We start from the raw sequence: 12,566 nt of genomic DNA, 5'->3' as shown, positions 1-12,566 counted from the left end.
GCTCTGCCTCCGGCGAATATGTGCTATAGTAGCGCCCCATTTTCAGCAGATGCTTAAAACTTCGCCATGTCGTCAGAAAACTCGTCCCTCTATCCTGCTCACCGTTTTTCCATCGCGCCGATGCTCGACTGGACAGACAGACACTGCCGCTACTTCCTGCGCCAGCTGTCGCGTCATACCCTGCTCTATACCGAGATGGTGACCACCGGGGCGATTATTCATGGCAAGGGCGACTATCTCGCCTTCAGCGAAGAGGAGCATCCGGTGGCGTTGCAGCTTGGCGGCAGCGATCCGGCCGCGCTGGCGCGCTGTGCGAAGCTGGCAGAGGAACGCGGTTACGACGAGATTAACCTCAACGTCGGCTGCCCGTCCGATCGCGTGCAGAACGGCATGTTTGGCGCCTGTCTGATGGGTAATGCGCAGCTGGTGGCCGACTGCGTGAAAGCGATGCGCGATGTGGTCTCCATTCCGGTGACGGTCAAAACCCGTATCGGCATCGACGAGCAGGACAGCTATGAATTTCTCTGTGACTTCATCGGCACGGTGGCCGGCAAGGGCGAGTGCGAGATGTTTATCATCCATGCCCGCAAAGCCTGGCTCTCTGGCCTGAGCCCGAAAGAGAACCGTGAGATCCCGCCGCTGGATTACCCACGCGTTTATCAGCTGAAGCGCGATTTCCCGCAGTTGACCATGTCGATCAACGGCGGCATCAAGTCTCTTGACGAGGCGAAAGCGCATTTACAGCATATGGATGGCGTCATGGTAGGGCGCGAGGCGTACCAGAACCCGGGCGTGCTGGCAGCGGTGGACCGCGAAATCTTTGGTATGGATGCCGCCGATCGCGATCCGGTGGCGGTGGTGCGGGCGATGTACCCCTACATTGAGCGCGAGCTAAGCAATGGTACTTATCTGGGCCATGTGACCCGCCACATGCTGGGTCTGTTCCAGGGGATCCCGGGCGCGCGCCAGTGGCGCCGCTACCTGAGTGAAAACGCCCATAAGGCGGGCGCCGATATCGAGGTGCTGGAGCAGGCGCTGCGTCTGGTGGCAGACAAGCGATAATTTTCACTAAAAGTTCGTCAAATTCACCACGCCCGGCGCAGCATTGCCGGGCGTTTTCTTTTTATATCAATGGGTTAATTTTTGGCACGGATCTTGTAATGGTGATAGCAGCGTATCGTTGTGATGCATTCGGGAGAGAGCCATGCTGGAACTACTTTTTGTGATTGGATTTTTTGTCATGCTGTTGGTCACCGGCGTCTCACTGCTGGGTATTGTTGCCGCACTGGTGGTCGCTACCGTGGTGATGTTTATCGGCGGACTGTTTGCCCTGATGCTGAAACTGCTGCCGTGGTTGCTGCTGGCCGTGGCGGTGGTGTGGGCGATACGGGCGATTAAATCGCCAAAAATCCCACGCTATCAGCGCAATAACCGCTTTCGTTACTAAGGTATTGAGTGGTTCGTCACATCCTTGCAACTTTTACGGCAGCATTGCTTAGAACAGAATAGGATTTAGTTATCGAATCTGTCACTATTGCCGCCGTTAAAGAATTCATCGCGCTGTACCCTACATACAGCCGAACTAAAAAAAGAAAAGGGCTTCCTACGGGAAGCCCAATTTCTTTTTAGGGGATCAGTAAACTTGAACCCTGTGTCGCCCGGCTCTCCAGCACTTCATGCGCACGCTGCGCGTCACTCAGCGGATACTTCTGCGCCTCTGCCACATCCACCTTAATCACGCCGCTGGCAATCAACGAGAACAGCTCGTTACTGGCCTCAACCAGTTCGTCACGATTCGTGATGTAGCCCTGTAGCGAAGGGCGGGTGGCGAACAGCGAACCTTTCTGGTTAAGAATACCCAGATTGACGCCGGTCACCGGGCCGGAAGCGTTGCCGAAGCTGACCATCAGGCCGCGGCGTTGCAGACAGTCCAGCGAGGCTTCCCAGGTATCTTTGCCCACCGAATCATAGACCACGCGCACCTTTTTACCGCCGGTGATCTCTTTCACCCGCTCGACAATGCTCTCTTCGCGATAGTTGATCACCTGCCAGGCACCCGCCTGCAGCGCACGCTGCGCCTTTTGCGCATTGCCGACGGTGCCGATCAGCTTGGCCCCCAGCGCTTTTGCCCACTGGCAGGCAATCAGCCCGACGCCGCCTGCGGCCGCGTGGAACAGAAACTGTTCGTCAGGTTTGATCTCATAGGTTTTGCGTAACAGATAAAAGACCGTCAGCCCTTTCAGGAAGGAGGCGGCGGCCTGCTCAAAGGAGATGGCATCCGGCAGAATGGCGGCTTTATCCGCCGGGACGTTGTGGACCGAGCTGTAGGCGCCGAGGGCGGATTGCGCATACACCACGCGGTCGCCCTCCTTTATATGCTTCACGGCGCTGCCCACTTTGACCACCACTCCGGCCGCCTCGGTGCCCAGCCCGCTTGGCAGGGCCGGGGGCGGATAGAGGCCGCCGCGGATATAGGTATCGATATAGTTAATGCCAATGGCTTTGTTTTCCACCTGGACTTCGTTATCGCCAGGCGCGGTGGGGGTAAACTCTACCGCCCTGAGAACGTCCGGGCCGCCGTGCTTATGAAATTCAATACGCGTTGCCATGCTCCCTCCATTAGACTTAGAAAATATGGTAATCTTTCGACCCACTCTCTATCTCGGTAACTCCATTCACTATGGCAGGAAACAAACCCTTCAACAAACAGACTGAGCCCCGCGAGCGCGATCCGCAGTTAGCCGGGTTAAAGGTCCCGCCGCACTCGATTGAAGCGGAACAGTCGGTGTTGGGCGGTTTAATGCTGGATAACGAGCGCTGGGATGACGTTGCCGAGCGCGTCGTCACCGACGATTTCTATACCCGCCCGCACCGCCATATCTTTACCGAAATGGCGCGTCTGCAGGAATCCGGTAGCCCCATCGACCTGATCACGCTCGCGGAATCGCTGGAGCGTCAGGGGCAGCTGGAGTCGGTGGGTGGCTTCGCCTATCTGGCCGAGTTATCGAAAAACACGCCAAGTGCGGCGAACATCAGCGCTTATGCCGATATCGTGCGTGAACGTGCGGTAGTGCGCGACATGATCTCGGTCGCCAACGAGATCGCCGAAGCCGGTTTCGACCCCCAGGGGCGTAACAGCGACGAGCTACTCGATCTGGCCGAGTCGCGGGTCTTCAAAATCGCTGAAAGCCGCGCCAATAAAGACGAAGGGCCGAAAAACATCGCCGAGGTGCTGGATGCCACCGTCTCGCGTATTGAGCAGCTGTTCCAGCAGCCACACGACGGGGTCACCGGGGTCAATACCGGCTATGACGATCTGAACAAAAAGACCGCCGGGCTCCAGCCGTCGGATCTGATTATCGTCGCCGCGCGTCCGTCGATGGGTAAAACCACCTTTGCAATGAACCTCGTCGAAAATGCGGCGATGTTGCAGGATAAACCGGTTTTAATCTTCAGTCTGGAGATGCCCTCCGAGCAGATCATGATGCGTTCCCTGGCCTCGCTGTCGCGCGTGGACCAGACCCGCATTCGTACCGGCCAGCTCGACGACGAGGACTGGGCGCGGATCTCCGGCACCATGGGCATCCTGCTGGAAAAACGAAACATCTATATCGATGACTCCTCCGGCCTGACGCCGACGGAAGTGCGCTCCCGCGCGCGCCGTATCGCCCGCGAGCATGGCGGCATCGGGCTGATCATGATTGACTACCTCCAGCTGATGCGCGTTCCGTCGCTCTCGGACAACCGTACCCTGGAAATTGCCGAAATCTCCCGCTCGCTGAAAGCGCTGGCGAAAGAGCTACAGGTACCGGTAGTGGCGCTGTCGCAGCTTAACCGCTCCCTGGAACAGCGCGCCGACAAGCGCCCGGTCAACTCCGACCTGCGTGAATCCGGCTCCATCGAGCAGGATGCCGACCTGATCATGTTCATTTACCGTGATGAGGTTTATCACGAGAACAGCGACCTGAAAGGGATCGCCGAAATTATTATCGGTAAGCAGCGTAACGGCCCGATCGGTACGGTGCGGCTGACCTTTAACGGCCAGTGGTCGCGCTTTGATAATTATGCGGGACCGCAATACGACGATGAATAACTCTCCGACATTCTTTTAACAAGGAATTGCAATGCAAGCGGCAACTGTAGTCATTAACCGCCGCGCTCTGCGACACAACCTGCAACGCCTGCGTGAACTGGCGCCCGCCAGCAAACTGGTTGCAGTCGTGAAAGCGAACGCTTACGGACACGGTCTGATCGAGACCGCGCGAACGCTCCCCGATGCCGACGCCTTTGGCGTCGCCCGTCTCGAAGAAGCCCTGCGCCTGCGCGAAGGGGGGATCACCCAGCCGATCCTGCTGCTCGAGGGCTTCTTTAACGCCGCCGACCTGCCGACCATCGCCGCAAAACGGCTGCATACCGCAGTGCACAACCTGGAGCAGCTCGAGGCGCTGGAGAACGCGGTACTCAGCGAGCCTGTCACCGTCTGGATGAAGCTCGACACCGGCATGCACCGTCTGGGCGTTCGCCCGGAGCAGGCAGAGGCCTTTTATCAGCGCTTAAGCCAGTGCCAGAACGTTCACCAGCCGGTCAATATCGTCAGCCATTTCGCCCGGGCCGACGAGCCCGAATGCGGTGCGACCGAGCAGCAGCTCGATATCTTTAACACCTTCTGCGAAGGCAAGCCGGGGATGCGCTCGATTGCGGCCTCAGGCGGCATTCTGCTGTGGCCGCAGTCCCATTTCGACTGGGCACGTCCGGGCATTATCCTCTACGGCGTCTCGCCGCTGGAGGGTAAACCCTGGGGGCCAGACTTTGGTTTTCAGCCGGTGATGTCGCTCACCTCCAGCCTGATTGCGGTGCGCGAGCATAAAGCCGGGGAGCCGGTGGGCTATGGCGGCACCTGGGTCAGCGAGCGCGATACCCGTCTGGGCGTGGTGGCGATGGGCTACGGCGACGGCTACCCGCGCGCCGCGCCGTCCGGTACGCCGGTGCTGGTGAACGGCCGCGAAGTGACCATCGTCGGACGCGTGGCGATGGACATGATCTGCGTGGACCTCGGACCCGAGGCGCAGGAGAAAGCGGGCGATCCGGTGACCCTTTGGGGCGAAGGGTTACCCGTAGAGCGGATCGCGGAAATCACAAAAGTGAGTGCTTACGAACTTATCACACGCCTGACGTCGCGGGTGGCGATGCACTACCTCGACTGACGGCTATGTTCCCTCTCCTGATGGGAGAGGGAGTAAAGCAGGTTCTGTTGCCCAACCCCCATCTTCCTTAACATCCTCTCGATCTTCTGCTGCTTCCGGTTTATTGTTGAATTCCCTGCCTCATTATTATCCGGAGAACCATCGCGTGTTCCAGAAAGTCGACGCCTATGCTGGCGACCCCATCCTCTCCTTAATGGAGCGTTTCAAAGAAGATCCCCGGGGCGATAAAGTTAACCTCAGTATCGGTCTGTACTACAACGAAGCAGGCATTATTCCGCAGCTGCAGGCGGTGGCCAAAGCCGAAGCGCGTCTTAATGCCACGCCGCACGGCGCGTCGCTCTATCTGCCGATGGAAGGGCTGAACAGCTATCGTCACACCATTGCTCCGCTGCTGTTTGGCGCAGAGCATCCGGTGCTGGTGGAAAAGCGCGTTGCCACTATCCAGACCCTGGGCGGCTCAGGCGCGCTGAAAGTCGGGGCCGACTTCCTGCACAAGTATTTCCCGGAGTCCGGGGTCTGGGTGAGCGACCCGACCTGGGAAAACCACGTCGCCATCTTTGAAGGCGCAGGCTTTACGGTGAATACCTACCCGTGGTTTGACGATCAGAGCAACGGCGTGCGCGTTGGCGCGTTGCTGGAAAAACTGAGCACCCTGCCGGAACGCAGCATTGTGCTGCTGCACCCGTGCTGCCATAACCCGACCGGTGCCGATCTGACCAACGATCAGTGGGATGCGGTCATTGAAGTACTGAAGGCCCGCAACCTGATCCCGTTCCTCGACATTGCCTATCAGGGCTTTGGTGCCGGGATGGAAGAGGACGCCTATGCCATTCGCGCCATCGCCAGCGCAGGCCTGCCGGCACTGGTCAGCAACTCCTTCTCCAAAATCTTCTCGCTGTATGGCGAGCGTGTCGGCGGCCTGTCGGTAGTCTGCGAGGATCAGGATGCTGCCGGACGCGTGCTCGGCCAGCTGAAAGCCACCGTGCGTCGCATCTACTCCAGCCCGCCAAACTTTGGCGCGCAGGTGGTGGCGACCGTGCTGGGCGATGATGAACTCAAGGCCGAGTGGCTGGCGGAAGTGGAAGCGATGCGTACCCGTATCCTTTCCATGCGTCAGACGCTGGTCGACGTGCTGAAAGAGGCGGTTCCGGGGCACAACTTCGACTACCTGCTACAGCAGCGCGGCATGTTCAGCTACACCGGCTTCAGCGCGCAGCAGGTGGATCGCCTGCGTGATGAGTTTGGCGTCTACCTGATTGCCAGCGGACGCATGTGCGTGGCGGGTCTGAACAGCAGCAACGTTCAGCGCGTGGCGCAGGCTTTTGCTGCTGTGATGTAAGCACTTACTCACGGTCTCCTTCCGTTGGCGAAGGGGGCCGGAATAGGTAAACCCCGCTTTGTGATACCCCTCTTTTTATTATGGTTTATATAAAGAATTCCCTTTCATTCCCCTCCGGCTACGGTTATTTTCGAGGTGGTTTTTGACCATCCGCTCAAAATAAAAAATAACGGTTTCAATATTCAGGGGAAAACATGCGCAAAATCACACTGGCGCTCAGCGCCGTCTGCTTGTTGCTCTCGCTCAGCCACCCGGTGGTGGCGCGCCCCTCATCACCTCCACCGTTATACACCGGCACCACCACCGCCAGACTGGCCGAGCAGGCACCGATCCACTGGGTGTCTGTTGCCCAGATTGAAAACAGCCTGATGGGGCGTCCGCCCATGTCGGTGGGATTTGATATTGATGACACCGTGCTGTTCTCCAGCCCGGGCTTCTGGCGGGGTAAAAAAACCTGGTCACCGGACAGTGATGACTACCTGAAAAACCCGGCCTTCTGGCAGCAGATGAACAACGGCTGGGACGAGTTCAGCATTCCGAAAGAGGTGGCCCGCGCGCTGATTGCCATGCACGTCAAGCGTGGCGACAGGATCTGGTTTATTACCGGGCGTCACCCCACTAAAACCGAAACCGTCACCAAAACGTTGCAGGACGCTTTCCTGATCCCCGCCGCGGCCATGAATCCGGTCATTTTTGCCGGTGAGAAATCTGGCAGAAACAACAAAGCCCAGTGGATGGAGCAGAAGCAGATCAAGATTTACTACGGCGATGCGGACAGCGACATCACCGCGGCTCGCGAGGCGGGTGCCAGAGGCATCCGGGTGCTGCGCGCCTCCAACTCGACGTACAAACCGCTCCCACAGGCGGGAGCGTTTGGCGAAGAGGTGATCGCCAATTCAGAATACTGAGTGTTCGGGCAGAAAAGACGCTTTTTTAAGCACATTTTCCCGCTACGGGTTTTACCTTTCGTCGTATTGCTGCACACTTAGAAGGATTATCCTGTAAAACGGAGCAGCACATGTGGTATCAGCAAACCCTGACCCTGCGCGCCAGGTCTCGTGGTTTTCATCTGGTGACGGACGAGGTCCTCGGACAGATCCGCGATCTTCCCCGCATTAACGTCGGTTTACTGCATCTGTTGCTGCAACACACGTCAGCCTCTCTCACCCTCAACGAGAATTGCGATCCCACCGTCCGTTCCGATATGGAGCAGCATTTTCTCAAAACCGTTCCCGACGATGCCCGCTGGGAACATGATGATGAGGGGCCAGACGACATGCCTTCCCATATTAAATCCTCCTTGCTGGGCGTCTCTTTGCTGCTGCCGGTGAATCACGGCCGCGTGCAGCTCGGCACCTGGCAGGGGATCTGGCTGGGAGAACACCGTATCCATGGCGGTTCGCGCAAAATTATCGCTACGCTACAAGGGGAATAATGATGACCATTTCGGAGATACTTCAGTACTGCATGAATAAGCCGGGTGCGGAGCAAAGCGTGCACAGTGACTGGAAGGCCACCCAGATCAAGGTCGCAGACGTGCTGTTTGCGATGGTGAAAGATGTGGAGGGGCGTCCGGCGGCCTCGCTAAAAACCAGCCCGGAACTGGCGGATTTGCTGCGCCAGCAGCACACCGACGTGCGTCCCAGCAAGCACCTGAATAAAGCGCACTGGAGCACGGTCTATCTGGATGGGTCGATACCGGATTCGCAGATTTACTATCTGGTGGATGCCTCGTACAAGCAGGCGGTGGAACTGCTGCCGGAGATGACCCGGCAGCAGCTGTCAGTGTGACGACTACAGAAGTGGTTTAAGGAAGCGGGCCGTGTGCGAGGCTTCGCACTCCGCGACGGTTTCCGGGGTACCGGAAACCAGGATTTCGCCGCCGCCGCTGCCGCCTTCCGGACCGAGATCGACAATCCAGTCCGCGGTTTTAATCACGTCCAGGTTGTGCTCAATCACCACGATAGTGTTGCCCTGATCGCGCAGCTGGTGCAGCACGTCGAGTAACTGCTGGATATCGGCAAAGTGCAGACCGGTGGTCGGCTCATCCAGAATGTACAGCGTCTGCCCGGTGCCGCGTTTGGAGAGCTCACGCGCCAGCTTCACGCGCTGCGCCTCGCCGCCCGACAGGGTGGTTGCCGACTGGCCCAGACGAATGTAGGTCAGACCGACATCCATCAGGGTCTGGAGCTTACGCGCCAGCGCCGGAACGGCATCAAAGAACTCACGGGCCTCTTCGATGGTCATATCCAGCACTTCGTGGATGGTCTTGCCTTTGTACTTAATCTCCAGCGTTTCGCGGTTATAGCGTTTGCCTTTGCACTGGTCGCACGGCACGTAGATATCCGGCAGGAAGTGCATTTCGACCTTGATCACCCCATCGCCCTGACAGGCTTCACAGCGGCCGCCGCGGACGTTAAAGCTGAAACGTCCAGGCGTATAGCCGCGCGAACGCGATTCCGGCACGCCGGCAAAGAGTTCACGTACCGGCGTAAACACGCCGGTATAGGTGGCCGGGTTCGAGCGCGGCGTACGGCCGATCGGGCTCTGGTCGATATCGATCACCTTGTCGAAGTGCTCCAGGCCGTGGATCTCGCGATACGGCGCCGGTTCAGCCAGGGTTGCCCCGTTCAGCTGGGTCTGAGCAATCGGGAACAGGGTGTCGTTAATCAGCGTTGATTTACCGGAACCCGAGACACCCGTGATACAGGTGAACAGGCCGACCGGCAGGGTCAGAGTCACGTCTTTCAGGTTGTTACCGCGCGCCCCGGTGAGCTTCAGCACTTTTTCCGGGTTGGCGGGTACGCGCTGTTTCGGCACTTCAATCTTGCGCTTGCCGCTCATGTACTGGCCGGTCAGGGATTCTGGTACCGCCATAATAGCGTCCAGTGGACCTTCCGCTACCACCTGGCCACCGTGGACGCCGGCCCCGGGGCCGATGTCGATCACGTGGTCGGCCGCGCGGATCGCGTCTTCATCGTGCTCAACCACAATCACCGTGTTGCCGAGGTTACGCAGATGGATCAGCGTCCCGAGCAGACGTTCGTTGTCGCGCTGGTGCAGGCCGATGGACGGCTCATCCAGCACGTACATCACCCCCACCAGACCCGCGCCGATCTGGCTCGCCAGACGGATACGCTGGGCTTCACCGCCGGACAGGGTCTCTGCCGAGCGGGAAAGGGTGAGGTAGTTCAGGCCGACGTTGACCAGGAACTTGAGGCGATCGCCGATCTCCTTCAGCACTTTCTCGGCGATTTGCGCGCGCTGGCCGGAGAGCTTCAGGTTGTTGAAGAAGTCCATCGCATGACCGATGCTCATGTCCGAGATGGTCGGCAGCGGCGTGTTTTCAACATACACGTGACGCGCTTCGCGACGCAGACGGGTGCCGTCACAGGTGGCGCAGGAGCGGTTGCTGATGAACTTCGCCAGCTCTTCACGTACCGCGCTGGATTCCGTCTCTTTGTAGCGGCGCTCCATGTTGTGCAGCACGCCTTCGAACGGATGACGGCGCACCGAGGTATCGCCGCGATCGTTCATGTACTTGAACTCGATGTTCTCTTTCGCGGAGCCGAACAGGATCACTTTGTGTACGGTTGGGCTGAGGCTGCCCCACGGCGCTTCGACGTCGAACTTATAGTGTTCAGCCAGCGACTTCAGCATCTGGAAATAGTAGAAGTTACGCTTGTCCCAGCCGCGGATCGCGCCGCCGGCCAGCGACAGTTCCGGGTTCTGGATCACTCGCTCAGGATCGAAATACTGCTGCACGCCCAGACCATCACAGGTCGGGCAGGCCCCCGCCGGGTTGTTGAACGAGAACAGACGCGGTTCCAGCTCGCGCATGCTGTAGCCGCACACCGGGCAGGCGAAGTTGGCAGAGAAAAGCAGCTCTTCCGCTTGCGGGTCATCCATATCGGCCACCACGGCCGTACCGCCGGAGAGATCCAGCGCGGTTTCGAACGACTCCGCCAGGCGCTGGGTCAGGTCATCACGCACCTTAAAGCGGTCGATCACGACCTCGATGGTGTGTTTCTTTTGCAGCTCCAGCTTCGGCGGATCGGAGAGATCGCACACTTCCCCGTCGATACGGGCGCGGATATAGCCCTGGCTGGCCAGGTTTTCCAGCGTTTTGGTGTGCTCGCCTTTGCGCTCTTTAATGATTGGCGCCAGCAGCATCAGGCGTTTGCCTTCCGGCTGCGCCAGCACGTTATCCACCATCTGGCTGACGGTCTGGGCCGCCAGCGGGACATCGTGGTCCGGGCAGCGCGGCTCGCCCACGCGGGCATACAGCAGACGCAGGTAATCATGGATTTCGGTGATGGTCCCGACGGTGGAGCGCGGGTTGTGAGAAGTCGACTTCTGCTCAATGGAGATGGCCGGCGACAACCCTTCGATATGGTCGACGTCCGGTTTTTCCATCAGCGACAGGAACTGGCGCGCATATGCAGAGAGCGATTCAACGTAACGACGCTGTCCTTCGGCATACAGGGTGTCGAAAGCCAGTGAGGATTTGCCTGAGCCTGAAAGCCCGGTCACGACGATCAGTTTGTCGCGAGGGATGACGAGGTTGATATTCTTGAGATTGTGGGTGCGGGCGCCCCGAACTTCTATCTTATCCATTCACCTTTCCCGGTAGGTAGATACACGGAATGCCTGGTTTGTTTGAAGGACAACCGGCAGAAACGATTAATTATGACACAAATTGACCTGGCTGGATATACAGTATTGGAATGCAAATTCTGATTACTTGTGCAACAATGTATCCTTCGTGAGAAGTCTGGAAGATGCTTCCCAACTATCGGAAGACCACGTGGAAATGGTACACTCGCGCGCTTACACTATTCAGACAAGTTTTCAGGAGACACGATCATGGCCAGCAGAGGCGTAAACAAGGTGATTCTCGTCGGTAATCTGGGCCAGGACCCGGAAGTACGCTATATGCCGAGTGGTGGTGCAGTGGCCAACATTACGCTGGCTACTTCCGAATCCTGGCGTGATAAAGCGACCGGTGAGATGAAAGAGCAGACCGAATGGCACCGCGTTGTGCTGTTTGGCAAACTGGCCGAAGTGGCCGGTGAATATCTGCGTAAAGGCTCCCAGGTCTATATCGAAGGCCAGCTGCGTACCCGCAAATGGACCGATCAGTCCGGCGCAGAAAAATACACCACCGAAGTGGTAGTCAACGTTGGCGGCACCATGCAGATGCTGGGTGGCCGTCAGGGCGGTGGCGCACCAGCAGGTGGCGGCCAGCAGCAGCAGGGCGGTTGGGGTCAGCCTCAGCAGCCGCAGGGCGGCAACCAGTTCAGCGGCGGCGCACAGTCCCGTCCGCAGCAGCAGCCGTCTGCACCGGCGCAGTCCAACGAACCGCCAATGGATTTCGACGACGATATCCCGTTCTGATAATCAGAACCTGCGTTTCGTAACAACAAAAAACCCAGACGATGTCTGGGTTTTTTTATATCTACTAGGTGTACATCATTGGCCAGTCTGGTGGCGTATGGCTCATCGCCTCGACCATTACCGCTTTAACGTTGTTCCAGATAACGGCCACATCCAGCAGGGTGATGCCCAGCAGGCCGGTCGCGAACCAGCATGCCGCCGCCAGACCCAGACAGGTGCTGATCACCGCCAGCGCGGTGTAATCCGATTTACGAAATTGAATGTTCAGCGTGCTGGCCAGAAACATCAGCACTGCGCTCAACAACTCCCAGCGTGCAAACACAACACCGGTGGTAATAGCTGCCATAAAACGATCCTCAAAGATAACCGCCGCCGGGTAAAGCGCGACGTTGCCCACACGCTGTGGCAAACTGGCTATCGGCAGGCTCAGACTCACAACAATGAAACGATGTTTCTTGTTACATAAGATATGTGAACTATATCACGTTTGTTCTTTTATTCGCCACTGGGCAAATGCATAAAAATGGCCTCATATAACCTTTATATTAACGTGGTTATTGCGAGCGAAAATATATATTTAGCCTGCTAACCGGTGTATTTATGACAACTTTGCTGATAATTCATCG

The 12,566-nt window shown here is 58.0% G+C and carries 12 protein-coding genes; 9 read left to right on the top strand and 3 right to left on the bottom strand.

Features of this window, described 5'->3' with window-relative positions; genetic code table 11:
* Positions 1-66 precede the first annotated feature (66 nt).
* Both dusA and pspG read left to right on the top strand, forming a co-directional pair.
* Positions 67-1,062: a tRNA dihydrouridine(20/20a) synthase DusA gene (dusA, locus tag LRS40_RS05570; RefSeq protein WP_142487849.1), complete on the top strand. Its 996-nt coding sequence runs from the start codon at positions 67-69 to the stop codon at positions 1,060-1,062.
* A gap of 142 nt (positions 1,063-1,204) precedes the next feature.
* Positions 1,205-1,447, top strand: coding sequence for an envelope stress response protein PspG (gene pspG / locus LRS40_RS05565; RefSeq protein WP_142487850.1), 243 nt, complete (start codon positions 1,205-1,207; stop codon positions 1,445-1,447).
* Positions 1,448-1,625: 178 nt separating this feature from the next.
* Here pspG and LRS40_RS05560 read toward each other — a convergent pair whose 3' ends face one another.
* Positions 1,626-2,609 carry a quinone oxidoreductase gene (locus LRS40_RS05560; RefSeq protein WP_142487851.1) on the bottom strand — a complete coding sequence of 328 codons (984 nt, stop codon included), beginning with the start codon at positions 2,607-2,609 and terminating at the stop codon, positions 1,626-1,628.
* 71 nt (positions 2,610-2,680) lie between these two features.
* Between LRS40_RS05560 and dnaB the strand changes: the two genes are divergently transcribed.
* From dnaB to LRS40_RS05530, 6 genes are all read left to right on the top strand, one after another.
* The gene (gene dnaB, locus LRS40_RS05555; protein WP_032615986.1) at positions 2,681-4,093 is read left to right on the top strand and encodes a replicative DNA helicase; all 1,413 of its coding nucleotides are present in this window, start codon (positions 2,681-2,683) and stop codon (positions 4,091-4,093) included.
* A gap of 31 nt (positions 4,094-4,124) precedes the next feature.
* Complete coding sequence (gene alr, locus LRS40_RS05550; protein ID WP_231313291.1) at positions 4,125-5,204, top strand: alanine racemase; 1,080 nt, start codon at positions 4,125-4,127, stop codon at positions 5,202-5,204.
* 145 nt (positions 5,205-5,349) lie between these two features.
* Positions 5,350-6,543 carry an aromatic amino acid transaminase gene (gene tyrB, locus LRS40_RS05545; RefSeq protein ID WP_156262691.1) on the top strand — a complete coding sequence of 398 codons (1,194 nt, stop codon included), beginning with the start codon at positions 5,350-5,352 and terminating at the stop codon, positions 6,541-6,543.
* Between the two features lie 194 nt (positions 6,544-6,737).
* Complete coding sequence (aphA, locus tag LRS40_RS05540) at positions 6,738-7,451, top strand: acid phosphatase AphA (protein WP_231313290.1); 714 nt, start codon at positions 6,738-6,740, stop codon at positions 7,449-7,451.
* A 110-nt stretch (positions 7,452-7,561) separates the two neighbouring features.
* Positions 7,562-7,978 (top strand): secondary thiamine-phosphate synthase enzyme YjbQ, encoded by a 417-nt coding sequence (locus LRS40_RS05535; protein ID WP_142487855.1) that lies wholly within the window; start codon positions 7,562-7,564, stop codon positions 7,976-7,978.
* 2 nt (positions 7,979-7,980) lie between these two features.
* Complete coding sequence (locus LRS40_RS05530) at positions 7,981-8,334, top strand: MmcQ/YjbR family DNA-binding protein (protein WP_142490045.1); 354 nt, start codon at positions 7,981-7,983, stop codon at positions 8,332-8,334.
* 3 nt (positions 8,335-8,337) lie between these two features.
* On the opposite strand, the gene uvrA is transcribed toward LRS40_RS05530, so the two are convergent.
* Entirely contained in the window at positions 8,338-11,160 is a 2,823-nt protein-coding gene (gene uvrA, locus LRS40_RS05525; protein ID WP_231313289.1) for an excinuclease ABC subunit UvrA, read from the bottom strand.
* Between the two features lie 249 nt (positions 11,161-11,409).
* Between uvrA and ssb1 the strand changes: the two genes are divergently transcribed.
* A complete protein-coding gene (gene ssb1 / locus LRS40_RS05520; protein WP_032615999.1) occupies positions 11,410-11,940 on the top strand; it encodes a single-stranded DNA-binding protein SSB1 in 531 nt (176 codons plus the stop codon).
* Between the two features lie 64 nt (positions 11,941-12,004).
* Here ssb1 and LRS40_RS05515 read toward each other — a convergent pair whose 3' ends face one another.
* On the bottom strand, positions 12,005-12,286 hold the full coding sequence (locus LRS40_RS05515) for a YjcB family protein (protein WP_106993942.1): 282 nt from the start codon (positions 12,284-12,286) through the stop codon (positions 12,005-12,007).
* Between the last annotated feature and the right edge of the window lie 280 nt (positions 12,287-12,566).

This window comes from Leclercia sp. G3L (genome assembly GCF_021117075.1).
GTDB lineage: Bacteria > Pseudomonadota > Gammaproteobacteria > Enterobacterales > Enterobacteriaceae > Enterobacter > Enterobacter adecarboxylatus_C.
The sequence above is the reverse complement of the archived record's forward strand: the minus strand, read 5'-3'. Positions and strand labels throughout refer to the sequence as shown.

What these genes read in the sequence shown, in the direction of transcription:
- LRS40_RS05560 (WP_142487851.1), bottom strand. Translation starts at nt 2,609, where the DNA reads ATGGCAACGCGTATTGAATTTCATAAGCACGGCGGCCCGGACGTTCTC.
- aphA (WP_231313290.1), top strand. Translation starts at nt 6,738, where the DNA reads ATGCGCAAAATCACACTGGCGCTCAGCGCCGTCTGCTTGTTGCTCTCG.
- LRS40_RS05515 (WP_106993942.1), bottom strand. Translation starts at nt 12,286, where the DNA reads ATGGCAGCTATTACCACCGGTGTTGTGTTTGCACGCTGGGAGTTGTTG.
- ssb1 (WP_032615999.1), top strand. Translation starts at nt 11,410, where the DNA reads ATGGCCAGCAGAGGCGTAAACAAGGTGATTCTCGTCGGTAATCTGGGC.
- dusA (WP_142487849.1), top strand. Translation starts at nt 67, where the DNA reads ATGTCGTCAGAAAACTCGTCCCTCTATCCTGCTCACCGTTTTTCCATC.
- LRS40_RS05535 (WP_142487855.1), top strand. Translation starts at nt 7,562, where the DNA reads ATGTGGTATCAGCAAACCCTGACCCTGCGCGCCAGGTCTCGTGGTTTT.
- uvrA (WP_231313289.1), bottom strand. Translation starts at nt 11,160, where the DNA reads ATGGATAAGATAGAAGTTCGGGGCGCCCGCACCCACAATCTCAAGAAT.
- dnaB (WP_032615986.1), top strand. Translation starts at nt 2,681, where the DNA reads ATGGCAGGAAACAAACCCTTCAACAAACAGACTGAGCCCCGCGAGCGC.
- LRS40_RS05530 (WP_142490045.1), top strand. Translation starts at nt 7,981, where the DNA reads ATGACCATTTCGGAGATACTTCAGTACTGCATGAATAAGCCGGGTGCG.
- alr (WP_231313291.1), top strand. Translation starts at nt 4,125, where the DNA reads ATGCAAGCGGCAACTGTAGTCATTAACCGCCGCGCTCTGCGACACAAC.
- pspG (WP_142487850.1), top strand. Translation starts at nt 1,205, where the DNA reads ATGCTGGAACTACTTTTTGTGATTGGATTTTTTGTCATGCTGTTGGTC.